Origin of the sequence: Pedococcus sp. 5OH_020 (genome assembly GCF_027812955.1) — a bacterium.
Taxonomy (GTDB): domain Bacteria; phylum Actinomycetota; class Actinomycetes; order Actinomycetales; family Dermatophilaceae; genus Pedococcus.
The window spans coordinates 173,677-196,655 of record NZ_JAPYZV010000004.1; the positions used below are offsets into that span (position 1 = coordinate 173,677).

General features: G+C 70.9%; 25 protein-coding genes. 14 read left to right on the forward strand and 11 right to left on the reverse strand.

From position 1 onward, the window contains the following. Window positions 1–14 precede the first annotated feature (14 nt). The gene (hemW, locus tag PHA84_RS08600; protein ID WP_270887688.1) at window positions 15–1,238 is read left to right on the forward strand and encodes a radical SAM family heme chaperone HemW; all 1,224 of its coding nucleotides are present in this window, start codon (window positions 15–17) and stop codon (window positions 1,236–1,238) included. Window positions 1,239–1,275: 37 nt separating this feature from the next. Here the strand turns inward: hemW and PHA84_RS08605 are convergent, their stop codons facing one another. After that, complete coding sequence (locus PHA84_RS08605) at window positions 1,276–1,671, reverse strand: DUF4870 domain-containing protein (RefSeq protein WP_270887689.1); 396 nt, start codon at window positions 1,669–1,671, stop codon at window positions 1,276–1,278. A gap of 93 nt (window positions 1,672–1,764) precedes the next feature. Then, on the reverse strand, window positions 1,765–2,649 hold the full coding sequence (locus tag PHA84_RS08610) for a DUF3097 domain-containing protein (RefSeq protein WP_270887690.1): 885 nt from the start codon (window positions 2,647–2,649) through the stop codon (window positions 1,765–1,767). A 135-nt stretch (window positions 2,650–2,784) separates the two neighbouring features. Between PHA84_RS08610 and hrcA the strand changes: the two genes are divergently transcribed. The 3 genes from hrcA to PHA84_RS08625 are packed head-to-tail and all read left to right on the forward strand — an operon-like array spanning window position 2,785 to window position 5,725. After that, a complete protein-coding gene (gene hrcA, locus PHA84_RS08615) occupies window positions 2,785–3,816 on the forward strand; it encodes a heat-inducible transcriptional repressor HrcA (protein WP_270887691.1) in 1,032 nt (343 codons plus the stop codon). Between the two features lie 28 nt (window positions 3,817–3,844). Beyond that, window positions 3,845–4,972 (forward strand): molecular chaperone DnaJ, encoded by a 1,128-nt coding sequence (dnaJ, locus tag PHA84_RS08620; protein ID WP_270887692.1) that lies wholly within the window; start codon window positions 3,845–3,847, stop codon window positions 4,970–4,972. A gap of 9 nt (window positions 4,973–4,981) precedes the next feature. Continuing rightward, window positions 4,982–5,725, forward strand: a complete 744-nt coding sequence (locus tag PHA84_RS08625) for a 16S rRNA (uracil(1498)-N(3))-methyltransferase (protein WP_270887693.1) — start codon at window positions 4,982–4,984, stop codon at window positions 5,723–5,725. 52 nt (window positions 5,726–5,777) lie between these two features. Here PHA84_RS08625 and PHA84_RS08630 read toward each other — a convergent pair whose 3' ends face one another. Both PHA84_RS08630 and PHA84_RS08635 read right to left on the reverse strand, forming a co-directional pair. Next, window positions 5,778–6,965 carry a Gmad2 immunoglobulin-like domain-containing protein gene (locus PHA84_RS08630; RefSeq protein WP_270887694.1) on the reverse strand — a complete coding sequence of 396 codons (1,188 nt, stop codon included), beginning with the start codon at window positions 6,963–6,965 and terminating at the stop codon, window positions 5,778–5,780. Beyond that, window positions 6,962–7,510, reverse strand: coding sequence for a SigE family RNA polymerase sigma factor (locus tag PHA84_RS08635; RefSeq protein WP_270887695.1), 549 nt, complete (start codon window positions 7,508–7,510; stop codon window positions 6,962–6,964). Before PHA84_RS08635 ends, PHA84_RS08630 begins: the two co-directional genes overlap by 4 nt. A 69-nt stretch (window positions 7,511–7,579) precedes the next feature. Between PHA84_RS08635 and PHA84_RS08640 the strand changes: the two genes are divergently transcribed. From PHA84_RS08640 to PHA84_RS08665, 6 genes are all read left to right on the forward strand, one after another. After that, window positions 7,580–7,984: a histidine triad nucleotide-binding protein gene (locus tag PHA84_RS08640; RefSeq protein ID WP_270887696.1), complete on the forward strand. Its 405-nt coding sequence runs from the start codon at window positions 7,580–7,582 to the stop codon at window positions 7,982–7,984. Between the two features lie 24 nt (window positions 7,985–8,008). Then, entirely contained in the window at window positions 8,009–9,121 is a 1,113-nt protein-coding gene (locus PHA84_RS08645) for a PhoH family protein (RefSeq protein ID WP_442952858.1), read from the forward strand. After that, a complete protein-coding gene (gene ybeY, locus PHA84_RS08650) occupies window positions 9,099–9,566 on the forward strand; it encodes an rRNA maturation RNase YbeY (protein ID WP_270887697.1) in 468 nt (155 codons plus the stop codon). Before PHA84_RS08645 ends, ybeY begins: the two co-directional genes overlap by 23 nt. Before the next feature lie 10 nt (window positions 9,567–9,576). Then, window positions 9,577–10,899, forward strand: coding sequence for a hemolysin family protein (locus PHA84_RS08655; RefSeq protein WP_270887698.1), 1,323 nt, complete (start codon window positions 9,577–9,579; stop codon window positions 10,897–10,899). Then, entirely contained in the window at window positions 10,896–11,861 is a 966-nt protein-coding gene (gene era / locus PHA84_RS08660) for a GTPase Era (protein WP_270887699.1), read from the forward strand. Before PHA84_RS08655 ends, era begins: the two co-directional genes overlap by 4 nt. A gap of 91 nt (window positions 11,862–11,952) precedes the next feature. After that, window positions 11,953–12,987, forward strand: a complete 1,035-nt coding sequence (locus PHA84_RS08665) for an aspartate-semialdehyde dehydrogenase (RefSeq protein ID WP_270887700.1) — start codon at window positions 11,953–11,955, stop codon at window positions 12,985–12,987. 14 nt (window positions 12,988–13,001) lie between these two features. Here the strand turns inward: PHA84_RS08665 and PHA84_RS08670 are convergent, their stop codons facing one another. Beyond that, window positions 13,002–13,907: a GNAT family N-acetyltransferase gene (locus tag PHA84_RS08670; protein ID WP_270887701.1), complete on the reverse strand. Its 906-nt coding sequence runs from the start codon at window positions 13,905–13,907 to the stop codon at window positions 13,002–13,004. Between the two features lie 88 nt (window positions 13,908–13,995). On the opposite strand from PHA84_RS08670, the gene PHA84_RS08675 reads away from it, so the two are divergent. After that, window positions 13,996–15,015 (forward strand): 1-aminocyclopropane-1-carboxylate deaminase, encoded by a 1,020-nt coding sequence (locus PHA84_RS08675; RefSeq protein WP_270887702.1) that lies wholly within the window; start codon window positions 13,996–13,998, stop codon window positions 15,013–15,015. 212 nt (window positions 15,016–15,227) lie between these two features. After that, window positions 15,228–16,973: a 2-isopropylmalate synthase gene (gene leuA / locus PHA84_RS08680; protein WP_270887703.1), complete on the forward strand. Its 1,746-nt coding sequence runs from the start codon at window positions 15,228–15,230 to the stop codon at window positions 16,971–16,973. A gap of 9 nt (window positions 16,974–16,982) precedes the next feature. On the opposite strand, the gene PHA84_RS08685 is transcribed toward leuA, so the two are convergent. Then, on the reverse strand, window positions 16,983–17,612 hold the full coding sequence (locus PHA84_RS08685; RefSeq protein WP_270887704.1) for an alpha-ketoglutarate-dependent dioxygenase AlkB: 630 nt from the start codon (window positions 17,610–17,612) through the stop codon (window positions 16,983–16,985). A 132-nt stretch (window positions 17,613–17,744) separates the two neighbouring features. Here PHA84_RS08685 and recO point away from each other — a divergent pair, with 132 nt between their 5' ends. Next, window positions 17,745–18,536 carry a DNA repair protein RecO gene (gene recO / locus PHA84_RS08690; protein WP_270887705.1) on the forward strand — a complete coding sequence of 264 codons (792 nt, stop codon included), beginning with the start codon at window positions 17,745–17,747 and terminating at the stop codon, window positions 18,534–18,536. After that, window positions 18,533–19,315: an isoprenyl transferase gene (locus tag PHA84_RS08695; RefSeq protein WP_270887706.1), complete on the forward strand. Its 783-nt coding sequence runs from the start codon at window positions 18,533–18,535 to the stop codon at window positions 19,313–19,315. Before recO ends, PHA84_RS08695 begins: the two co-directional genes overlap by 4 nt. A 52-nt stretch (window positions 19,316–19,367) precedes the next feature. Here the strand turns inward: PHA84_RS08695 and PHA84_RS08700 are convergent, their stop codons facing one another. From PHA84_RS08700 to PHA84_RS08720, 5 genes are all read right to left on the reverse strand, one after another. Then, window positions 19,368–19,784 (reverse strand): Fur family transcriptional regulator, encoded by a 417-nt coding sequence (locus PHA84_RS08700; protein ID WP_270887707.1) that lies wholly within the window; start codon window positions 19,782–19,784, stop codon window positions 19,368–19,370. Continuing rightward, entirely contained in the window at window positions 19,781–20,782 is a 1,002-nt protein-coding gene (locus tag PHA84_RS08705) for a metal ABC transporter permease (protein ID WP_270887708.1), read from the reverse strand. Before PHA84_RS08705 ends, PHA84_RS08700 begins: the two co-directional genes overlap by 4 nt. Continuing rightward, window positions 20,779–21,630 (reverse strand): metal ABC transporter ATP-binding protein, encoded by an 852-nt coding sequence (locus PHA84_RS08710; protein WP_270887709.1) that lies wholly within the window; start codon window positions 21,628–21,630, stop codon window positions 20,779–20,781. The genes PHA84_RS08705 and PHA84_RS08710 overlap by 4 nt, the downstream gene beginning before the upstream one ends. Further along, window positions 21,627–22,574, reverse strand: coding sequence for a metal ABC transporter substrate-binding protein (locus PHA84_RS08715; protein ID WP_270887710.1), 948 nt, complete (start codon window positions 22,572–22,574; stop codon window positions 21,627–21,629). Before PHA84_RS08715 ends, PHA84_RS08710 begins: the two co-directional genes overlap by 4 nt. Before the next feature lie 88 nt (window positions 22,575–22,662). After that, the gene (locus PHA84_RS08720) at window positions 22,663–22,944 is read right to left on the reverse strand and encodes a DUF6703 family protein (protein ID WP_270887711.1); all 282 of its coding nucleotides are present in this window, start codon (window positions 22,942–22,944) and stop codon (window positions 22,663–22,665) included. Window positions 22,945–22,979: the final 35 nt, after the last annotated feature.

Sequence of the window (22,979 nt, forward strand, 5' to 3'; positions counted from 1 at the left end):
GGACAATGGTGCCCATGCCAAGCGCCCTGCCCGACGGCGATCCCGCGCCCGCCGACGGCCACCTCGGTCCGCAGGCACTCGCTGCGCTCGAGGGCCGTCCGTTCGGTGTATACCTGCACGTCCCGTTCTGTGCCGTGCGGTGCGGCTACTGCGACTTCAACACCTACACGCTGCGGGAGCTGGGGACCGATGGTGCCAGCGTGGCGACGTTCGCCGATGCCGCGCTGCGCGAGGTGCAGCTCGCCGCGGGTGTTCTGGGAGCTGCGCCCTGCGTCGACACCGTGTTCGTGGGCGGCGGGACTCCGACGCTGCTGGCGGCGGCGGACCTCGGACGGATGCTCGGCGGCATCCGCGAGACCTTCGGCCTGGCCCCCCATGCCGAGGTCACCACGGAGGCCAACCCCGACTCGGTGGCTCCGGACGACCTGGAGCTCCTGGCGGTGGCCGGCTTCACGCGCGTGTCGCTGGGGATGCAGTCCGCCGTGCCACACGTCCTGGCGACGCTCGACCGCACGCACGACCCAGCCAACGTGGCGCGGGCGGTGCAGGCGGCTCGCGCGGCCGGCCTGCAGGTGAGTCTGGACCTCATCTACGGAACGCCGGGGGAGAGCCTCGCGGACTGGCGACGCAGCCTCGAGGCCGCTGTCGCCCTGGAGCCCGACCACATCTCGGCCTACGCACTGGTCGTCGAGGAGGGCACCAGGCTGGCGACCCAGGTACGACGGGGCGAGGTCACCGCCCCGGAGGAGGACGACGAGGCTGCCAAGTACGAGATCGCCGACGAGCTGCTCGCCGGGGCGGGGTACGGGTGGTACGAGGTGAGCAACTGGGCCCGTCGGGAGGACGCCCGCTGCAGGCACAACGAGGGCTACTGGGCGGACGGCAACTGGTGGGGGGTCGGACCAGGCGCGCACAGTCATGTCGGTGGTGTGCGCTGGTGGAACGTCAAGCATCCCAACGCGTACGCCGCGCGGGTCAACGCAGGGCAGAGCCCTGCGCACGCGCGTGAGACGCTCACCGAGGAGCAGCGCTACGACGAACGCGTGCTGCTCGGTATCCGGCTCGTGGACGGTCTGGCGGTCGGTGACCTTCGCAGCGAAGGCCGGACCGCCCTGGCGGGTCTCATCGCGGACGGTCTGGTGGACGCGCCCTCAGTCCTGCGCCGTCGTCGGGTGGTGCTGACGAGGCGGGGCCGACTGTTGGCCGACACGGTGGTTCGCCGGCTGCTGGCTGTCTGACCCCCGGGCGGCACGCCGGTCAGAGGTCACACGCCGGTCAGGAGAGGACGCGGATCTCGAACGGGTACCGGTAGGGCTCGTTCCTGTTCGCCTTGACCGCTCCCTGGATGTGGCACACGAGCGCCGTCAGGCCCGCGACGATCCACAGCACGACGGCGACCGGGATCAGGATGATGGTGAACAGGCAGATCCAGCCCACGATGAAGGCTGCCCAGATCGCCAGGTTGAAGTTGAAGGCCCCCGCGGCGGCCTGCCGAGCCAGCGGGCTGCGGTCCTTGTAGAGCGCCCACACGATCAGCGGCCCCACGATGCTCAGCCAACCGGCGGAGACGACCGCGGCGATGATGGCGGACAGGTGCGCGAGGATGGAGGCGGTTCGCTCCTCGGCCGAGGGAAGGGGTTGCGACGAGGGGTGGCTGGGCTGCTGCGTCATGGTTCCTCCGAGGTGGTGTTGCCACCAGTGAAGCGCACGAAGGGCACAGCGGGTTGGCGTTTCGGGGTGAGACGGGGTGAGACCAGGGCTCGTTCAGGGGCGACCCTGACCCGGCTCGGTGACGAAGTCGATGAGCTCCTCCACACTCGCCAGCAGGGTCGGCTCGAGGTCGGCATAGCTGCGGACCGTCCCCAGGATCCATTTCCAGGCGCGGGCGATGTCGGCCTGCGACTCGTGCGGCAAGCCGAGGTGGGCACAGATGCCGTGCTTCCATGACTGGCCGCGCGGGATGACCGGCCAGGCGCCGAGGCCGAGCCGCTCCGGGCGCACCGACTGCCACACGTCGACGTAGGGGTGGCCCAGGATGCGCACGTGCTCGGCATGCGGCCCCCTGGCGCACGACCGGACGACCCGGTGCTCCTTCGTGCCGGGCACCAGGTGGTCCACCAGCACGCCCATCCGGCGACCGGCGCCGGGCTGGAACTCCGCGATCGCGGCGGCCAGGTCGTCGACGCCGTCCAGCAGCTCCACCACCACGCCCTCGACGCGCAGGTCGTCACCCCACACCTTCTCGACGAGCTCGGCGTCGTGCCCGCCCTCGACGAAGATCCTCGAGCCGCTGGCCACCCGCGCCCGCACGCCGTCGACGGCGCGCGAGCCCGACGCCGTCCGGGACGCGACCCGGCGGGCCTCCTCGAGCTCCGCTCGCGCCCGGGACGTCGCCGGTACGAGGACGACCGGTGACCCGTCGAGCAGGAACCCTGGACCGAGGGGGAAGCCCCGGGTGCGGCCGCGCCGGTCCTCCAGGTGCACGACGCGCATCCCCCCGGCCTTCTCCACCCGGGTGACCGCACCACACCAGCCCGTCTCCACGTCCTCGACGACGAGGCCCGGCTCCGCCTCAACCTCGCGCGAGCGGCCCCGGGGCGGCACCTTCCAGTCGCCGGAGAGGACGTCGGAGCCATAGCGATCGGACACCGGGGAAGGGTATGCCGCGCCGAGGCACGGGCTGCGGGGACGCGCCGCCTGAGTCGCCCTACTCCGGGAACAACGTAGACTTGGCACTCGCTGACCATGAGTGCCAGCGCCAGCCGACAGCGGGAGGGAGGTGCCATGAGCGACGAACGTCGGCTCGCCGTACTACGGGCCATCGTGCAGGACTACGTCCAGACCTCGGAGCCCGTCGGCTCCAAGGCCCTGCTCGACCGTCACCACCTCGGCGTCTCCGCAGCGACCGTGCGCAACGACATGGCGGTTCTGGAGGAGGAGGGCCTGATCGCCGCGCCCCACACGAGCGCCGGCCGCGTGCCCACCGACGCGGGCTACCGGCTGTTCGTGGACCGGCTCAGCTCTGTCAAGCCGATGTCGAGCGCCGAACGGGCCGCGATCGCCCGCTTCCTCGAGGGGGCGGTCGACCTCGACGACGTGGTGGACCGGACCGTGCGGCTGCTGGCGACGCTGACGCGGCAGGTGGCGGTCGTGCAGTACCCGTCGCTGACCCGCTCGTCCGTCCGGCACATCGAACTGGTGCCGATGGGTGCCACCCGGCTCATGGTGGTCCTCATCGTCAACACCGGCCGCGTCGAGCAGCGCGTCATCGAGACCCCGCGCGACCTGTCGACCACCGATGGTGAGGCCACGCTGGGCCTTGTGCGCGCCAAGGTGAACGCCCGGGCGGTGGGGGAGCGGCTCATCGACGCGGCGGCCTCGCTCACCTCCTTGGCCGACGAGTTCGACCCGAGCGAGCGCGACCTCGTCCGGGCCGTCGTGGGCTCCCTGGACGACGCCCTGGTGGAGGAGCGCGAGGAGCGGGTCGTGCTGGCCGGCACGTCGAACCTGGCTCGTGCCGGCGCCGACTTCCCGCTGAGCATCGGACCGGTGCTCGAGGCCCTCGAGCAGCACGTGGTGCTGCTCAAGCTGCTGGGCACCGCCCGCGAGAACGCGGACGCCGTGTCTGTGCGGATCGGCCACGAGAACCCCTACGCGGGGCTGCAGTCGACCTCCGTCGTCTCGACCGAGTACGGCACGGGCGCCGACCTGGTCGCCGGTCTCGGGGTCCTGGGCCCCACCCGGATGGACTACCCCACCACCATGGCGTCTGTGCGCGCCGTGGCGACCTACGTCTCCCGCATCCTCGCGCAGTGACTCGCGACACCGACAAGGAAAAGAACCGTTGAACGACTACTACCAGGACCTGGGCGTGGCCCGTGACGCCTCTGCCGAGGACATCAAGCGGGCCTACCGCAGGATGGCCCGCAAGCTGCACCCGGACGTGAACCCGAGCCCGGAGGCCGAGGAGCAGTTCAAGAAGGTCTCCCAGGCGTACGACGTCCTGTCGGACCCGGCGAAGAAGCAGTCGTACGACCGCGGTGCGGACCCCTACGCCGGCGCCGCCGGTGGCTTCGGCCAGGGCTTCTCGTTCAGCGACATCATGGACGCCTTCTTCGGCGGGGGTGCAGCGGGGACGGCTCAGCGGGGCCCTCGCTCGCGGCAGCGCCGCGGGCAGGACGCTCTCATCCGGCTGGACCTCGAGCTCGCCGACGCCGTCTTCGGGGGTGAGAAGGAGCTCACTGTCGAGACCGCCGTGGTGTGCTCGACCTGCCACGGTGAGGGTGCGCAGCCGGGTACGTCTCGCCGGACCTGTGACGTCTGCCGCGGGCGCGGCGAGATCCAGCAGGTCCAGCGCTCCTTCCTCGGTCAGGTGATGACCAGCCGGCCCTGCATCACCTGCCAGGGCTACGGCGAGGTCCTGGTCAGCCCGTGCTTCGAGTGCTCCGGCGACGGCCGGGTCAGAACCCGCCGGACGCTGAAGATCAAGGTGCCGGCCGGTGTCGACACCGGCACCCGCATCCAGCTGGCGGGGGAGGGCGAGGTCGGTCAGGGCGGCGGTCCTGCCGGCGACCTGTACGTGGAGGTGGCGGTCCGGGCGCACCCGACGTTCCAGCGTCGGGGAGACGACCTGCACTGCACGGTGGAGGTCCCCATGACGGCCGCGGCTCTCGGCACGGTCCTCAAGCTGGACACGCTCGACGGGACCGACGAGCTGGAGATCAAGCCCGGCACCCAGGCCGGAGACGTCATGACGCTGCGTGGGCTGGGCGTCACGCATCTGCGAGGCACCGGGCGCGGCGACCTCATCGTGCACGCCAACGTGATGACGCCGACCCGTCTGGACGAGGAGCAGGAGTCGCTGCTGCGCCAGCTTGCTGTGCTCCGCGGTGAGGAGCGGCCGGAGGGCCGGCTGTCACCGGCCAACCACGGCCTGTTCGGCAAGCTCCGCGACGCCTTCAAGGCCAAGTAGCGTCTGACGGTGACGCTGCCCCTCTTCCTCGTCGAGCCCGCCCTGCTCGCCGGTGCGCAGGCGGGGTCGCCGATCGTCCTGGACGGGCCGGAGGGCAGGCATGCCGCGGCGGTCCGCAGGATAGGAGTCGGGGAGCAGGTCATGCTGGCCGACGGGGTGGGAACGCGGGTGACGTGCGAGGTAGTGGGTGCCGGCGCCGCCGAGCTGGTCCTGCGCGTGGTCGGGGCCGTCCACGAGCCTGAGCCGCAGCCCCGCCTCGTGCTGGTGCAGGCCCTTGCGAAGGGCGACCGGGACGACCAGGCGATCGAGGCGGCGACCGAGCTGGGGGTGGACGAGGTCGTGCCCTGGCAGGCCGCTCGAAGCATCGTCCAATGGCGAGGCGAGCGGGGGGAGAAGGCCCGGCGCAAGTGGGAGTCGGCCGTGGTGGCCGCGACGAAGCAGTCCCGTCGGGCCCGTGCTCCCGTCGTCGCCCCGACGGTCTCCAGCAAGGCGCTCGCGGAGCGGGTCACCGCCGCCGCCGCGGCGTACGTCCTGCATGAGGACGCCACCACGACGCTGGCCGCCCAGCCGCTGCCTGCGGCAGGCGACGTGCTCGTCGTGGTCGGGCCCGAGGGCGGGATCACTCCGGAAGAGCGTGCTTCCTTCGAGGCCGCCGGAGCCGTCATCGTCCGCCTCGGGTCGACGGTGCTGCGGTCCTCCAGCGCTGGCCCGGCCGCGCTGGCCGTGCTCAGCGCGCGGGACCGGTGGGCCTGAGCCGGCCGTGCACCGACCGACCCTCGGTCGGCTCTGAGCCCTCCGTCGGCGCCTACCGCACCGAGAACGCGACCGTCTTCTCGGCGGTGACCGTGGTGCCGTCCTTCATGCTCGTCTCGAAGACGCGGATCGAGTAGTCGCCGGGCGCGAGACGACCGAGCTCGAAGGAGTAGCTGCCCTGTTCGGGGGCGCCGATGCTTGCTGTCGCGTGCCCGTTCTTCACCGCCGTGGTGCCCCGGCTGAGCTGCCAGCTGACCGTCGCCTCGAACACGATCGCCTGACCTTGGACCACGACCGGCTTGCTCGCGGGAAGCACCTGGTCCCGCGACGGCGAGGTGACCCAGATCGGTGCGAGGTCCTTCCAGAGCTGGTCCTTGGCGGGGCGGTTGTAGTCGCGGTCGGTCGGCAGGGACCCGTACAGGCTGCCTTGTCCCGGCACCTCGAACCGCACGGGGATGGTGCCCTTGCCGACGGCCGCCTGGGCGGTCCACACGAGCTCCTGGACCGCCAGCCGCTGCGTCTCCCGGTCGAAGGCCGGCGGGCCGCCATTGCTGAGACCGACCGTGATGCGGTCCTGCGTGACGCGCACCGACGTGACCCGCGTGCCCGACCACGGCTGGAGGTAGCCGTCGGTGTTGCTGTACGGCTGGGCGTTCATGGCGAGCCGGAGCGCCGCGGTCGCCTTGGCCTCGTCCGTCGCCGGCAGGGTCACCGTGCCGGGCAGGAACTCGCGGAAGAGCTTGTAGGTCGGCTTCGCGTCCCCGACGGGGCCGACGAAGTACACCGGCAGCGCCATCGTCCTGGACTGGCCTGGGGTCGTGGTGCCTGTGGTCGGAGCCGTGGTGGCAGCCGAGCTGCTCGACTGCCCGGACGTCGCCGGCCCGGTCGCCGAACCGGAGATCGACGGCGTCGTGGCGATCGTCGTCGGACCGGAGTTCACCGGAGGAGCCGGCTCGACGCGGTCGTCCTGGTTCGACCAGAGCAGCCCTCCGGCGAGCGCCGCCACCGCGGCCGCTGCCGCCACCGGGACGAGCCAGCGTCGCGAGCCGCTCCCTCCGGTAGCCGACACCGGGCCGGCTTCGTGCGCCTCGTGGAGGATGGCCTCGAGCCGATGCGACGGGTGCACACGGCGGGTGTCCTCGGCCAGCGCGCGGCGCAGCTGACGCTCGACGCGGTCGAACTCGCCCGGCTCGAAGTCAGGGTGCAGGAAGTCGGGGTGGGAACCGTTCCGGTTGTTCATGACGCTGTCTCCATCCGGTCACGCAGGGTGGCGAGCCCGCGATGGGCATGGGCCTTGACCGAACCGGCCGAGATGCCGAGGGCGTCGGCGATCTCGGCCTCGCTCAGGTCGAGGTAGTAGCGCATGGTCAGGACCTCTTTCTGGCGCTGGGACAGGTGCCCGAGCGCCACGATCATGGAGCTGGTCGTCTCGGCGTCGAGTGCCCGTTCCTCGGCGCTCTTCTCAGTACGCCGCGCATAGCTGGTGGGCTCACCCTGCTCGCGGGTGAGGTAGCGCTCCTCGACCCCGCGGTGCCGAAGGCCGGAACGGGCGCCGTTCACCACGGCCCGGCGCAGGTACGCGGTGGCGTTCTCGTGGCTGCGCAGGCTGTCCCAGCGGCGGTGCACCGCGATGAACGCATCCTGCACGACCTCCTCTGCGGCGAGGTCGTCGCGCAGCAGCAGCCAGGCCAGGCGGACGAGCCCCTTCCAGTGCGCCGCGTACAGCTCGCCGACCGCCTCGTCCGCGGTCGGCCGCAGCCGACCACCGGGCTCGCGCTCTGCCACGCTCAACGTTCTCACGACCCAGTGACGCGCAGCGGCTTTGCCGGGTTGACGCGCGGATACCCTCGGTTCATGGCAGCAGCGACACCTGGTCCGGAGACCACAGGTCGAGGAACCCCCGAACGTGCCCGCGACGCGGCCTGCCTCTTCTGCAGGATCGCCTCCGGTGAGATCCCGGCGACTCTGGTCCACGAGGACGAGGCCACGGTGGCCTTCCGGGACGTCGACCCGCAGGCCCCCACCCATGTCCTCGTCATCCCGAGGCTGCACGTCCCCACCGTGGCCGCCCTCGCCGAGCAGGCCCCGGACGACCTCGTCGCCCTGCTCGGCGCAGCGGCGCAGGTGGCTCGTCAGGAGGGGGTGGCGGAAGGCGGCTACCGCACGGTGTTCAACACGGGGGCCGACGCGCAGCAGTCCGTGCTGCACGCGCATCTGCATGTCCTGGGGGGCCGGGCACTGACGTGGCCGCCTGGCTGAGGCGCACCGTAGACTGGGTGGACCATGCCTGATGCCGACCATCCGACCACGCCGGGCGGAGCACCCGACGCTGCCCGCCCGGTCCCCACCCACACCGTGGAGATCCCGCCACAGGTCCAGATGGTGACGCTGCTGGGTCCGCGCGACGAGCTCCTGCGCACCATGGAGCGGGCCTTTCCCCAGCTGCAGATCCACGTCCGGGGCAACGAGTTCCACCTGTCCGGCCCGAGCGCCGAGGTGGCTCTGGCCGAGCGCACGATCGACGAGCTGCTGCTCGTGATCGAGGGCGGCCAGCCGCTGAACCGGGACGCGGTGGAGCGCTCCATCAGCATGCTCCGCGCCCAGACGTCGGAGCGGCCGGCCGACGTGCTGACGATGAACATCGTGTCCTCCCGCGGCCGGACGATCCGTCCCAAGACGCTGAACCAGAAGCACTACGTCGACGCGATCGACCAGCACACCGTGGTCTTCGGCATCGGACCGGCGGGCACGGGCAAGACGTACCTCGCCATGGCCAAGGCCGTTGCAGCGCTCCAGGCCAAGCAGGTGAACCGGATCATCCTGACCCGACCGGCCGTCGAGGCGGGAGAGCGGCTGGGCTTCCTGCCCGGGACCCTCAACGACAAGATCGACCCCTACCTCCGACCGCTCTACGACGCGCTGCACGACATGGTCGACCCGGAGTCCATCCCCCGGCTGATGGCGGCGGGCACGATCGAGGTGGCCCCCCTCGCCTACATGCGTGGCAGAACTCTCAATGACGCGTTCATCATCCTCGACGAGGCCCAGAACACCTCGCCGGAGCAGATGAAGATGTTCCTGACCCGGCTCGGCTTCGGCTCCAAGATGGTGGTGACCGGCGACGTGACCCAGATCGACCTGCCCGACGGCACCCGCTCGGGGCTCCGGGTCGTCCGCGACATCCTGGCCGACGTGGAGGACATCCACTTCTCGCTCCTGACGCCGCAGGACGTGGTGCGCCACCGACTCGTCGGAGCGATCGTCGACGCCTACGGCAAGTGGGACGAGGGGCAGCAGAACGGCCACTCCCGCCCTCAGCAGGGCGGTCACCAGAGCGGTCAGCCGAGCGGTCCGCAGGGAGGACGAGGACAGCGTGAGCGTCGACGTTCTCAATGAGACCGACCACCGGCTCGACGAGCTGGAGCTCGTGGCGCTGAGCCGGTACGTGATGAAGGAGATGCGGGTCCACCCTGGGGCGGACCTGTGCCTGCGGCTCGTCGACGAGGCGGCCATGGAGGTACTCCACGTGCAGTGGATGGACCTGCCCGGACCGACCGACGTCATGTCGTTCCCGATGGACGAGCTGCGTCCGGGGCGGGAGGGCGAGGAGCCCGCGGAGGGCGTCCTGGGCGACATCGTCCTGTGCCCCTCGGTCGCCGCCCGGCAGGCCGCTGAGGCGGGGCACGCCACCGAGGAGGAGCTGCTCCTGCTCACGACGCACGGGATCCTGCACCTGCTGGGGTACGACCACGCCGAGCCGGAGGAGGAGCGCGAGATGTTCGAGCTGCAGCGGCAGCTCGTGCTCACCTTCCTGGCGGGCCGCGGGCGGCCCACCACCTGATGAGGCACCGATGACCGGGCTCGTCCTCACGGCGCTCCTCAGCATCGCGCTGGCCTTCCTCCTCTCGGCGGCCGAGGCGGCGATCTGGCGGATGTCCCGCGTGCGCGCGCACGAGCTGCTCGAGGAGCGGCGGCGCGGTTCGGCGGCGCTTGCGCGGGTGGTCGGCGACAGCGCGGCCTACCTGTCCGTCACGGCGTTCCTGCGTATCGTCGCCGAGGCGACGACCGCTGTCCTGATCACCCTGGGGGCCGTCGACCTCGTCGACGGGTTCTGGAAGCCGCTGCTCCTGGCGATCGGAGTGATGGCGCTGGTCTCCTTCGTGGTCGTCGGGGTCTCGCCGCGCACCCTGGGCCGTCAGCACTCGGACACGGTGGCGCTGCTGGCCTCGCCGGTCATCGTGGGCCTGCGGACCTTCCTCGGCCCGCTCGCCCGGGTGCTCGTCGCGCTGGGCAACGCGGTGACGCCGGGCCGCGGGTACCGCGACGGTCCGTTCCAGAACGAGTCGGAGCTGCGCGACCTCGTCGACCTCGCCGGCGAGAGCGCGGTCATCGAGGCGCAGGAGCGCGAGATGATCCACTCCGTCTTCGAGCTCGGCGACACCGTCGTCCGCGAGGTCATGGTGCCGCGCACCGACATGGTGACCATCGACGGCGAGAAGACGCTGCGGTCCGCCATGTCGCTGTTCCTGCGTTCCGGGTTCTCCAGGATCCCCGTGGTGGGAGACGGGTCGGACGACGTGCTGGGGCTGCTGTACTTCAAGGACGTCGCCCGGCGGGTCAACGCCGACCACGACGCGGGGTCGCTGCCGGTCACGACCCAGATGCGGCCCATGCACTTCGTCCCGGAGAGCAAGCCGGTCGACGACCTGCTGCGCGAGATGCAGCGCGACCAGAGCCACTTCGCCGTGGTCGTGGACGAGTACGGCGGCACGGCGGGCCTCGTGACGATCGAGGACATCCTCGAGGAGATCGTCGGCGAGATCGCCGACGAGTACGACCGGGAGGCGCCCGGTGTCGAGGAGCTGGGCGACGGGAGGTTCCGGGTGCCCGCCACCATGGACATCGACGACCTCGCGGACCTCTTCGACGTGGACATCGAGGAGGACGAGGTCGACACCGTGGGAGGTCTCATCGGCAAGACCATCGGCCGGGTTCCCATCGTCGGCTCTCGCTGCGAGGTCGGCGGCCTGCGGCTGACGGCGGAGCGGATGGCTGGCCGTCGCCACCGCATCGCCTCGGTGATCGTCGAGCGGATGGCGCAGCCGGCACCTGAGGGTGAGGCCCTCCCGGTGCGGCCCAGTACCGTGGAGCCAGAGCGCGAGGGAGTGTCATGACGGCCGACGGTCCGAGCAGGCAGGTGCCTGGCGATGTCGCCGCGGATGGCGCCGCGTATGTCGCCGGCTTCGCCTGCCTGGTCGGACGCCCCAACGCCGGAAAGTCGACGCTGACGAACGCCTTGGTGGGCCACAAGGTCGCCATCACCTCGTCCAAGCCGCAGACCACCCGGCACACGATCCGGGGCATCGTCACCACCCCCACCTCCCAGCTGGTGCTCGTCGACACCCCCGGTCTGCACAAGCCGCGGACGCTGCTCGGCGAGCGGCTCAACGACGTGGTGCGGGAGACCCTGCTCGAGGTGGACGTGATCGGGTTCTGCCTGCCGGCGGACCAGAAGACCGGGCCGGGGGACTCCTTCATCGCCCGCGAGCTCAAGGAGATCCAGCAGGGAAAGCGGCGACCGGTCGTGGCGATCGCCACGAAGATCGACGCCGTGGACCGCCAACGGCTGGCCGAGCACCTCATCTCGATCGACCAGCTGGGCTCGTGGGACGCGATCGTGCCGTGCTCCGCCGTGGACGGCCGTCAGGTCGACGACGTGGCGCAGGTGCTGTCGTCCTACCTTCCGCCCTCTCCGGGACCGCTCTACCCCCAGGGAGTCCTGACCGACGAGCCGGAGACGATCATGATCGCGGAGCTGGTCCGCGAGGCGGCGCTGGAGGGCGTCCGCGACGAGCTGCCCCACTCGCTGGCGGTGGTCGTCGAGGAGATGGTGCCGCGCGAGGGCCGCCCTGCGGACAAGCCGCTGCTCGACGTCCGGGTCAACGTGTTCGTCGAGCGTTCCTCCCAGAAGGCCATCATCATCGGCCGGGGGGGCTCACGGCTGCGACAGGTCGGGACGACAGCCCGCCGGGGCATCGAGGCCCTGCTGGGCCAGAAGGTGTACCTCGACCTGCACGTCAAGATCGCCAAGGACTGGCAGCGCGACCCCAAGCAGCTGCAGCGGCTGGGCTTCTGAGCCGCGCGGCTCCGGCTCGCGCTCCGCAGGCATCTCGCCACATCGTGGGCCCGAGACCCGACGTCCCGGGTGGCCTTCTAGACTTGCGCCCATGCGAGTCGGAGTCTTCGGAGCCACGGGCCAGGTCGGGTCGGTCATGCGCACGCTGTTGAGCGAGCGTGGCTTCCCGGTGGACGAGATGCGCTACTTCGCGTCCGAGCGTTCGGCGGGGACCACCCTGCCCTGGGCGGGCACCGAGGTGACGGTGGAGGACACCGCCACGGCGGACTTCTCCGGGCTCGACATCGCACTGTTCTCCAATGGCGGCTCGACGTCGAAGGAGTGGGCGCCGAAGGTCGCTGCGGCCGGCGCCGTGGTCGTCGACAACTCCTCCGCCTGGCGCAAGGACCCCGACGTCCCGCTCGTGGTCAGCGAGGTCAACGCCGACGACCTGGACTCGGTCCCGAAGGGAATCGTCGCCAACCCGAACTGCACCACCATGGCGGCGATGCCGGTGCTGAAGCCGCTGCACGACGCAGCCGGCCTGGTCCGTCTCACCGTGGCCTCGTACCAGGCCGTGTCCGGCTCCGGGGGCAAGGGCGTGCAGGAGCTCGACGGCCAGCTGCGCGGCGCCTATGCCGCGGGCGCGCCGGCCGAGCTGGCGCTCGACGGCCGTGCGGTGCAGGTCCCGCCGGCCACCGTGTACGCGGTCCCCGTCGGCTTCAACGTCATCCCGCTCGCCGGCTCCATCGTCGACGACGGCTCGTTGGAGACCGACGAGGAGCAGAAGCTGCGCAACGAGTCGCGCAAGATCCTGCACCTGCCCGACCTGCGGGTCTCGGGCACCTGCGTCAGGGTCCCGGTCTTCACCGGGCACTCGCTGGCCATCCACGCGGAGTTCTCCTCCGACCTGTCCACCGACGAGGCCCTGCGGCTGCTGGCGAAGGCGCCCGGAGTCGTCGTGGCAGACGTGCCGAACCCGCTGGAGGCGGCAGGTCGTGACGAGGTGTTCGTGGGTCGCGTCCGCGCCGACCAGGCGGCACCACAGGGCAAGGGCCTCGTGCTGTTCGTCGTGGGGGACAACCTGCGCAAGGGCGCGGCCCTCAACGCCGTCCAGATCGCCGAAGAGCTGCTCAAGCGCCGCTGACGGCGCTCAGGTGCTCACCGTGCTGGGACGTCGGTCATCCAGTGCTGGTACCACTGGCTGATCTGCATCCCGACATGCTCGTAGAGCGGCAGGGCGCCTGTCCGCGAGTCCGTGGCCAGCTCGCTACGCGTGGCGCCGTGCTCGCGTGCTCTGGCGAAGGCGTCGACCAGCAGGGCCCGAGCCAAGCCCTTGCCTCGCTGGTCACGGCGCGTGGCGAGCTGGTCCACGTAGCCGCAGCCGTCCGTCATGATCGTGAAGGCGACGGCCGCCGCCGCTCCGTCCGGTGCCACCGCCAGCCGCAGCTGCCACGGCTCGAACCCGGGGCGGTGGATGGTGCCGGCCGCCCAGTCCTCGAAGGTGCTGGCCTGACGGTCCGGCCACTCGTTGAACGCGTCCTCGACGAGGCGGAAGGCCGCCTCGTCGTCGATGCCGGGACGCAAGTCGCGCAGCGTGTAGCCCCTGGGCAGCGGCTGGGGCTCGATCCGAGCCCCTTCCGGCACCACGAGCACCCAGGACTGCCAGCCCTTGCGGTAGCCGAGCCGCCGGAACAGCGCCTCGGCGTCCCCGCCCACCGGGACAGTCTGTCCGACGACGGTCCCTCCTCTGCGGGCGCTGCACTCCTGGGCCCACGTCGCCAGCCAGGTGCCGATGCCGCGTCCCCGGTCCGCCGGGTGAACGGTCGCCTCGGCCCGGCGCGCCTTGTACACCTCACCGGCAGCCACGAGCCGCTCCCGGTCGAAGACACCGACACTCTCGTGCTCGAGGTCGAAGCTCGGACGGGCCCAGCCCCCCTCGATGTCCTCCGGCTCGACGACCACCTGGCCGGTGTCGTGCTTCTCGGCTGCCGCGAACAGCTCGTACGTCGCGTGGGCGTCAGCCGGCGTCAGCGGCCGGGACCTGAGTCCGTCGGGAAGCTTCATGGAGACCATGGTGGCGGCGGCACGGCCATCGTCGCATCCGGTTTCCCGCAGCCGTGCGCCCCGCTCGATCCCCGAGAAGGAGAATGACGTGTCGATCCACGACTTTCCGCGGTACCCCCTCACCTTCGGGCCCAGTCCCGTGCACCGGCTCGACCGGCTCACGGCGCACCTCGGCGGTGCCGACCTCTGGGCCAAGCGCGAGGACTGCAACAGCGGTCTGGCGTTCGGTGGCAACAAGACCCGGAAGCTGGAGTACATCGTTCCGGACGTTCTCGCGCAGGGGGCAGACACGCTGGTCTCGATCGGCGGGTACCAGTCCAACCACACCCGTCAGGTGGCCGCAGTGGCGGCGAAGCTGGGGCTGCGGTGCAGGCTCGTCCAGGAGCGGTGGGTGGACTGGGACGACCCGGTGAACGACAAGGTGGGAAATATCCTCCTGTCGCGGATCATGGGCGCGGACGCGAGGTTGGACCCACACGGGTTCGACATCGGCATCCGTTCCTCCTGGGAGGACGCCCTCCGGGAGGTCGAGGAGTCCGGTGGGAAGCCGTACGGGATCCCTGCCGGTGCCTCCGAGCACCCGCTCGGCGGTCTCGGGTTCGCGGGGTGGGCCTACGAGGTCGCCCAGCAGGAGCGGGAGCTGGGCGTGTTCTTCGACACCATCGTCGTCTGCACGGTGACCGGCTCCACCCACGCCGGCATGGTCGCCGGCTTCGCGGCGCTCGAGGACGCCGGCGGACCCACCCGCCGGATCCTCGGCGTCGACGCCTCCGCCACGCTCGAACGCACCCGTGACCAGGTCAGGCGGATCGCCCGCCACACCGCCGGCCTCATCGGCCTCGAGCGTGAGCTCAGGGACGACGAGGTCACGGTACTCGAGGGGTGGGCTGGGGATCTGTACGGCATCCCGGTCGACTCGACGGTCGAGGCCATCCGGCTCAGCGGGCGGCTGGAAGGCATGATCATCGACCCGGTCTACGAGGGGAAGTCCATGGCCGGACTGGTCGACCTGGTGTCGTCGGGGGAGATCCCTGCGGGCTCCACCGTCCTGTACGCCCACCTCGGCGGGCAGCCCGCGCTCAATGCGTACTCCGGCATCTTCGCCTGAGCCACGCTGCTGTCCGGATCGTGAGCGGCGACGTGGCGAAGATGGACGCGTCGATCCGCGGCGACATACTCTCCTGCCGTGCGTCTCGTGCACCTTCTCCTTCGCCGCCGCGGCGGGGCCTGACAGATCAGCCGCCCCTCGTCGCGGAGTAGCGTTGCCCAGGCTGAGGCTCTGACCGAGCCACCCAGCAACGAACCGATAGGCGAGAGACCATGATCCACCCGCAGCAGCCCTCCGGGATGCCGGTCGCCAAGTACCTGCCGTTCCAGGACCAGATCAAGGTCGACCTGCCGGACCGGACCTGGCCCACCAGGGTGATCCAGCACGCGCCCCGGTGGTGCGCTGTCGACCTGAGGGACGGGAACCAGGCGCTGATCGACCCGATGAGCCCGGACCGCAAGAAGCGGATGTTCGAGCTCCTCGTCCGTATGGGGTACAAGGAGATCGAGGTCGGCTTCCCCAGCGCGAGCCAGACCGACTTCGACTTCGTGCGCATGCTCATCGAGGACGACATGATCCCCCGGGACGTGACCATCCAGGTCCTGACCCAGTGTCGCGACCATCTCGTCGAGCGGACGTTCGACGCCATCCGTGGGGCGAAGCAGGCGATCGTCCACTTCTACAACTCGACGTCGGTGCTCCAGCGCAGGGTCGTGTTCGGCCTCGACCAGGACGGCATCGTCGACATCGCGCTCCAGGCGGCGAGGCTGTGCCGCAAGCTGGAGGAGACCATCCCGGACACCACCGTGTACTACGAGTACAGCCCGGAGTCCTACACCGGGACTGAGCTCGACTTCGCCGTGCGCATCTGCAACGAGGTCATCGACGTCATCGACCCGACGCCGGACCACAAGATGATCATCAACCTCCCGGCCACGGTCGAGATGGCGACTCCGAACGTCTATGCCGACTCCATCGAGTGGATGACGCGGCATCTGGAGCGCCGGGAGTCGGTCGTGGTCTCGCTGCACCCGCACAACGACCGTGGGACGGGCGTCGCGGCCGCCGAGCTCGGCTACCTTGCGGGTGCCGACCGCATCGAGGGGTGCCTCTTCGGCAACGGCGAGCGCACCGGCAACGTGGACCTCGTCACCCTCGGGATGAACCTGTTCAGCCAGGGCATCGACCCGCAGATCGACTTCTCGAACCTCGACGAGATCCGCCGGACGGTCGAGCACTGCAACCAGCTGCCGGTGCCCGAACGGCATCCGTGGGGCGGCGACCTCGTCTTCACGGCCTTCTCGGGCTCCCACCAGGACGCCATCAAGAAGGGCTTCGAGGACATGGACCGCCAGGTGGCCTCCTCGGGAAGGTCCATCGACCAGCTGGTCTGGGGAGTCCCGTACCTGCCCATCGACCCGCACGACGTCGGACGGTCGTACGAGGCGGTCGTGCGCGTGAACAGCCAGTCGGGCAAGGGCGGCGTCGCGTACATCCTCAAGACGGAGCACCAGCTGGACCTGCCGCGCCGCCTGCAGATCGAGTTCAGCGGAGTCGTCCAGGGCAAGACCGACAGCGAGGGTGGCGAGGTCAGTCCCGCGCAGCTGTGGGAGGCCTTCCAGGACGAGTACCTGCCCGCGGTGGGCGGCGCTGCGAACGCCTGGGGCCGGTTCACCCCGGTGGACCACACCCTGGTCAGCGAGACCGGCGGGTCTGACCACATCGTGGCCACCATGCTGGACCACGGCCGCGAGGTCACCGTGGAGGGAGACGGCAACGGGCCGATCGCCGCCTTCATCGACGCGCTGTCCAGGCTGGGCGTAGACGTCCGCGTGCTCGACTACGCCGAGCACGCGCTGTCGGCGGGCGGGGACGCCAGGGCCGCCGCCTATGTCGAGTGCGCCGTGGGCGACCGCGTGCTGTGGGGAGTGGGCCTGCACTCCTCGATCGTCAAGGCCTCGCTCACGGCTGTTCTGTCGGCGGTGAACCGAGCCGAACGCGCGGTCGCCGCTGGCTGAGCCATCGGGTCAGCGGACGCCGCGCGGGCGGAACTGGACGGAGATGCGGGGGCCCACCGGTCTCGCGGTTTTCGGCACGCAGTGGTCCCAGGTGCGTTGGCACGAGCCACCCATGACGACCAGGTCGCCGTGGCCCAGGGAGAACCGCAGGGAGTCGCCGCCCCCTCGTGGCCGCAGCATCAGCGAGCGAGCCGACCCCACGGACAGGATCGCGACCATCGTGTCCAGGTTCTTGGCCCGGCCGATGCGGTCGCCGTGCCAGGCCACCGAGTCCTTGCCGTCCCGGTAGAGGCACATCCCGGCGGTGACGAAGGGCTCGCCCAGCTCGTCGGCGTATCGGTCCGTAAGGTCCTCCCGGGCCTGCGCCAGGGCCGGATGGGGCAGCGGCTCTCCTTCGTCGTAGAACTTCAGCAGGCGCGGAAGGTCCACCAGACGCTCGTACATCTCGCGCCGCTCGGCGTGCCAGGGGACCTCCCGGTGAAGAAGGTCGAAGAGCCGGTCGGCTCCGGCGAGCCAGCCCGGCCGGTAGTCGACCCACGCCCCACGGGACAGCTCCGTGCGCCGAGTCGCCGTGCCGAGCGGCTGCAGCGCGATCTCGTCACCGACGTCGAGGAGCGAGGCCTGCCATGCCATAGCCATTCACGCAGCATAACGCTCCTTCGAACGTATGTACTAGTAGTCGCCAGGACTGCGGAGAGGTTCGGCAGAGGTTCATCAGGAGGTCCGGCACGGCCTCCCGCCCGCGCGCGACCGGTGCGGGACAATGGGCCCATGCCCCTGTACCGCGACGAAGGGATCGTCCTACGCACCCAGAAGCTGGGCGAGGCCGACCGCATCGTCACCATGCTGACGCGCACGCTGGGCAAGGTCCGGGTGGTCGGTAAGGGGGTACGCCGCACGAGGAGCCGGTTCGGTGCACGGCTCGAGCCGGGGATGATGGTGGACGTCCAGTGCTACGAAGGGCGCAGCCTCGACACGGTGACCCAGGCGGAGTCGCTTGCCTCGTGGGGTGACGTGCTGGCGCGCGACTACACCACGTACACGGCTGCGGCGGCAATGCTGGAGACGGCCGACCGGCTCACCGAGGAGCGGGAGCCCAACCTGCAGCAGTACCTGCTGCTCCAGGGTGCGTTGCGGTCCATGGCCGAGGGCGCCCACGACCCCGGCCTCGTGCTCGACGCCTACCTGCTGCGCGCGCTGGCCATCGCCGGATGGGCCCCCAGCTTCCATGACTGTGCGCGCTGCGGTGCGCAGGGGCCCCACCGCGCCTTCAACCTGGCCGCAGGCGGCACCGTGTGCCCGGTATGCCGTCCGATGGGCTCCGCTGCGCCGGCCCCCGAGACCCTGGCCCTGCTGGCTGCGCTGCTCGCGGGGGACTGGGTGGTCGCCGATGCCTCGCAGAGCCGGCACCGCCGGGAGGGCAGCACGCTGGCGAGCGCGTTCCTGCAGTGGCACCTCGAGCGCGGGGTGCGCTCGCTGCGTCTGGTGGACCGCCGGGACGCGGACGCGCCGGCGCACGTCCACCCCTCGCTCCCACCGGTGCGCACGGCGGCCCAGCCGTGAGCGGTGCGTACCTCACGCCGTTCTCCCACCCGAGCGGCGCCAGACCTCCCTCCTTGCCCACGGAGCTCGTGCCCCGGCACGTCGCCATCGTCATGGACGGCAACGGTCGGTGGGCCAACCAGCGTGGGCTGCCCCGGACGAAGGGACACGAGGCGGGGGAGGCGGCGCTGCTCGACGTGACCGCCGGCGCCATCGAGGCAGGGGTGACCCACCTGTCCGCGTACGCCTTCTCCACCGAGAACTGGAAGCGCAGCCCCGACGAGGTGCGCTTCCTGATGGGCTTCAACCGCGACGTCATCCGGCGTCGGCGCGACCAGCTCCACGAGTGGGGCGTCCGGATGCGGTGGGTCGGGCGTCGGCCTCGGCTGTGGGGCTCCGTCATCAAGGAGCTGGAGACCGCACAGGAGCTGACGCGGCACAACACCGGCCTGACGCTCTACTTCTGCGTCAACTACGGCGGTCGCGCAGAGATCGCCGACGCCGTCCAGCGGATCGCCGAGCAGGTGCAGCGCGGCAGGCTGAGACCGGGCTCCATCGACGAGCGCACGATCGCGCGCCACCTGCCCGAGCCGGACATGCCCGACGTCGACCTCTTCGTGCGATCCTCGGGCGAGCAGCGGACGAGCAACTTCCTGCTCTGGCAGAGCGCGTATGCGGAGCTGGTGTTCCAGGACACCCTATGGCCCGACTACGACCGGCGGCATCTCTGGGCCGCGATCCAGACGTACGCCGAGCGCGACCGGCGATACGGAGGCGCGGTGGATGTGCCCTCCGCCTGAGGTCCTGGGCCACCTCGCGGCCCAGCGACCTCACCGGCCTCAGCGTCACGGCCTAGCGGCGACACTCCTGGCAGGTGCCGACGATCTCGAGCGTGTGACGCACGTCGGTGAAACCGTGCTCGGCGCTGACCCTCGACGTCCACGCCTCGACGGTCGGCCCCTCCACCTCGACGGTGCGACCGCAGACCCGGCACACCAGGTGGTGGTGGTGCCCCGTGGAGCAGGCCCGGTAGACCGCCTCGCCCTCGTCGGTGCGCAGCATGTCGATGTCGCCGTCGGCGGCCATGCTCTGCAGCGTGCGGTAGACCGTAGCGAGCCCGACCTGGTCGCCCGACTCGCGTAGCACGGCGTGAAGCTCCTGGGCGGAGCGGAACTCGTCCGTGTCGGCCAGCGCGGCCGCCACTGCGGCGCGCTGGCGGGTCGGGCGCCGGCTGGCCTCCATGGTCCGGCGTTCTTCCACTCTGGTCATGGCTGCGCGTTCTCCTTCCGGGCTTCGTGACGGGCGGGGTCGTGCTCGTCGTAGTGGCCTTCGTGCGCCGCGTGCCTGTGGCCGTCGTGCACATAGTCGACGTGGTCATGGTGCTCGATGGCGGCATGTCCGCAGTCCGGGCCGTGCTCGTGGTCGTGGCGTTCGGCCCGGCGGTGCTGGTGCGCCCGGGCCTTGGCGATGGCGGCACTGGCGCTCGCCGCGACGACGAACAGGGCGATGGCCAGCAGCACGATCGTCCCGCCCGAGGGAGTCTCCGCGTAGAACGACGCGACGACCCCGCCGACGCTCGACACCACGCCGACGAGCACCGCCCAGCGCACCGAAGCGCGGAAGCTGCGGCCCAGCAGCTGGGCCGTCGCGTTGGGGATGATCATCAACGCGCTGATGAGCAGCAGCCCGACCACTCGCATCGAGACGACGACGGTGACGGCGGTGAGGACGGCGAGCGCGATGTTCAGACCGGTGACCGGCAGCCCGCCGGCGCGTGCGTACTCCTCGTCGTTCGCCACGGCGAACAGCCAGGGGCGCAGCACCCAGGTCGTGAGGAGCACCACGACCGCCAGCCCGGCGAAGACCCACAGGTCGCGCTGGTCCGCCGTCGTGATGGCCCCGAAGAGGTACGCGGTGAGGTTGGCGGGACTGCTGCTCGGCGACTTGGCGATGATGACCACCCCGGCCGCGATGCCGCCGTAGAACATCACCGCGAGCGCAACGTCCCCGCTGGTCCTGCCACGGCCCCGGATGAGCTCGATGGCGACTGCGGCCGCGACCGCCGCGAGCAGTGCGGTGAGGACCGGCGCGTGACCTGTGAGGACGCCGACGGCCACGCCGGCCAGCGCCACGTGACCCATACCGTCGCCGATGAGGGACAGGCGCCGCTGGACGAGGAAGACCCCGACGAGCGGTGCGGCGATGCCTACCAGCACCGCGGCCAGCAAGGCCTGACGCATGAAGTCCAGGGACAGCAGCTCGGTCACGAGCGTCGCACCCCCTTGGGGTCGAGGGGCCCGGCGGCAGGGGCCGCCGCGAGCGCGGTGGGGGTCAGCCGGTTGTCGTCGTCATCGTGATGGTCATGAGCGCCGGCGTCGAAGTCCCCTGCCCTCGATGCGAATGCGTCAGGCGTCCCGTCGAACGCGACGTGCCCCGACTGGATGACGACGATCCGCGTGACGATGCCGGCCAGGGCCGCCAGCTCGTGGGTGACGATGACCATGGTGGTCCCGCGGCGGGCGAGCCGGGAGAGGACCTCTGCGAGGACGTGCTGGTTCGCCGCGTCGATGCCGGCGGTCGGTTCGTCCATGACGAGGATATCGGGGTCCGAGGCGAGGGCCCGGGCGATGAGGACCCGGCGCTGCTGGCCGCCGGACAGCGTCGAGACGTCCGCAGCGGCCCGCTCGGACAGGCCCACGACCTCCAGCGCCCGTTCGACGATCTCGGTGTCTCGGGCCGACCTCAGCAGGGGCCGCCACCAGTGGTGGTGTGCCAGCCTGCCGACGGCCACGATCTCGGCAGCGGTGGCCCGCACGGAGGCCGACAACGTATGCCGCTGGGGCACATAGCCGAGGCGTGCGAAGTCGTGGAACTCTGCCCGCGGCACCCCGAAGAGCTCGACCTCGCCGCCGAGGTGGGTGGTGAGGCCCATCAGGCCCCGGACGAGGGTGGACTTGCCGGAGCCGTTCGGTCCCAGCACCGCGACGACCTCCCCCGCCCGTACGGTCAGGTCGGCGCCTTGGACCACGGGCTGGTCGGTGTAGCCGAAGGAGGCCTGTCGAAGCCGCAGGATGGGTGGAGCGGCGGTCGGCTCTGCAGGGGAGGCGGTCGTCATGAGCACTCCTGTCCGGCGCGCAGGGTGGTGAGGTCCGCGCGCATCACGGCCGGGTAGTCGTGGCCCGAGGAGACAGACGTGATGCCCTCGACCGGGTCGAGGACCGCCATCCTGGCGCCCGTCTCACGGACGAGGGTCTTGGCGACGTCCTGGCTGACCAGCGTCTCGGCGTAGACGGTAGTGGCGCCGGTCTCGCGGATGAGCGCGGCCAGCCGAGCCAGAGCGGTGGGGCTGGGCTCGCCTTCGGGTGACAGGCCGGTGATGCTGTACTGCCGCAGGCCGTAGGCCCGTGCCAGGTACCCGAAGGCGGCGTGCGAGGTGACCAGGTCCTTGAGCCGGCACCTGCTCAGGCCTGTCCGCAGCTCGGCGTCGAGCGAGGTGAGCGTGGCGCGGAACGCCTGCGCGTTCGCCCGGTAGGAGTCGGCATGGGAGGGATCCTTCGCAGCCAGCTCGCCGGCGATGGCGTCGCCGACATCGGCGTACCGCAGGGGGTCCAGCCAGAAGTGTGGGTCGGGAGCGCCCTTGGTGAGGTCCGTCGGGTTCGGCTCGCCCGCGTGGTCGTCCGAGTGGTCGTCCTCGGTGAGGGTGAGGGTCAGGCGCGCCGCCGGGGCGACGTCCAACGCGCGGTGCCGAGCCTGCCTTGCTACCGCCGCGTCGACGGCAGGCTGGAAGCCTCGTTCGTAGACCACGACGTCGGCCTGCGCCACGTCGGCCACCTGCCGGGGCGTGAGCTCGAGGTCGTGCGGCTCCGCGCCCGGCTTGGTCAGTGGCTTCACCGAGACGTACCCGCCGCCGACCTGGCTGGCGGCGTACTCCAGCGGGTAGAAGGCCGCCACGACGGTGAGCTTGTCACCGGCGCCGCCACTGCTGCCGGACGTACCGCACGCCGCGGCCAGCGCCACCGCGAGGCTCGTCGCAGCGAGGCGGAGGAGTGCGTACGTCATGACAATGATTCTCAACGAAAGTGAGAATCATTGTCAAACGGCTGGGTCAAACGGCTGCGGTTTCCGGTAGGTCAGTGCTGGGTGACTCTCAGTGCCTCGGGAAGGCCTGGGTGACCGTGATGGCCATGGCCAGGAGGATCACCGCGACGCGGGCGAGCCGAGGCGTCGCCTCGAGGACCGGCCAGGAGAGGTAGAGGGTCCAGACCAGGAACAGCACGACGACGAGGAGGAGCAGCCAGCCCCACCCCGGCACGAACAGGCCCGCGACCATCAGGGCGAGCACCAGGCCGAACGGCACGACCCTCGGGAGGCTGTCGAGCCACCGGAGTGCCGGGGTGCTGACCCTCTCGATGCGTTGGCGCGTGGACACGCGGGCACTCTAAGGCGTGCCGGGGTCTCGCCGGA

What these genes read in the sequence shown, in the direction of transcription:
- PHA84_RS08640 (WP_270887696.1), top strand. Translation starts at nt 7,580, where the DNA reads ATGGCAGCAGCGACACCTGGTCCGGAGACCACAGGTCGAGGAACCCCC.
- PHA84_RS08670 (WP_270887701.1), bottom strand. Translation starts at nt 13,907, where the DNA reads ATGAAGCTTCCCGACGGACTCAGGTCCCGGCCGCTGACGCCGGCTGAC.
- PHA84_RS08715 (WP_270887710.1), bottom strand. Translation starts at nt 22,574, where the DNA reads ATGACGTACGCACTCCTCCGCCTCGCTGCGACGAGCCTCGCGGTGGCG.
- hrcA (WP_270887691.1), top strand. Translation starts at nt 2,785, where the DNA reads ATGAGCGACGAACGTCGGCTCGCCGTACTACGGGCCATCGTGCAGGAC.
- PHA84_RS08630 (WP_270887694.1), bottom strand. Translation starts at nt 6,965, where the DNA reads ATGAACAACCGGAACGGTTCCCACCCCGACTTCCTGCACCCTGACTTC.
- PHA84_RS08685 (WP_270887704.1), bottom strand. Translation starts at nt 17,612, where the DNA reads ATGGCTATGGCATGGCAGGCCTCGCTCCTCGACGTCGGTGACGAGATC.
- PHA84_RS08700 (WP_270887707.1), bottom strand. Translation starts at nt 19,784, where the DNA reads ATGACCAGAGTGGAAGAACGCCGGACCATGGAGGCCAGCCGGCGCCCG.
- hemW (WP_270887688.1), top strand. Translation starts at nt 15, where the DNA reads ATGCCAAGCGCCCTGCCCGACGGCGATCCCGCGCCCGCCGACGGCCAC.
- leuA (WP_270887703.1), top strand. Translation starts at nt 15,228, where the DNA reads ATGATCCACCCGCAGCAGCCCTCCGGGATGCCGGTCGCCAAGTACCTG.
- recO (WP_270887705.1), top strand. Translation starts at nt 17,745, where the DNA reads ATGCCCCTGTACCGCGACGAAGGGATCGTCCTACGCACCCAGAAGCTG.
- era (WP_270887699.1), top strand. Translation starts at nt 10,896, where the DNA reads ATGACGGCCGACGGTCCGAGCAGGCAGGTGCCTGGCGATGTCGCCGCG.
- PHA84_RS08655 (WP_270887698.1), top strand. Translation starts at nt 9,577, where the DNA reads ATGACCGGGCTCGTCCTCACGGCGCTCCTCAGCATCGCGCTGGCCTTC.
- PHA84_RS08665 (WP_270887700.1), top strand. Translation starts at nt 11,953, where the DNA reads ATGCGAGTCGGAGTCTTCGGAGCCACGGGCCAGGTCGGGTCGGTCATG.
- PHA84_RS08645 (WP_442952858.1), top strand. Translation starts at nt 8,009, where the DNA reads ATGCCTGATGCCGACCATCCGACCACGCCGGGCGGAGCACCCGACGCT.
- PHA84_RS08605 (WP_270887689.1), bottom strand. Translation starts at nt 1,671, where the DNA reads ATGACGCAGCAGCCCAGCCACCCCTCGTCGCAACCCCTTCCCTCGGCC.
- PHA84_RS08710 (WP_270887709.1), bottom strand. Translation starts at nt 21,630, where the DNA reads ATGACGACCGCCTCCCCTGCAGAGCCGACCGCCGCTCCACCCATCCTG.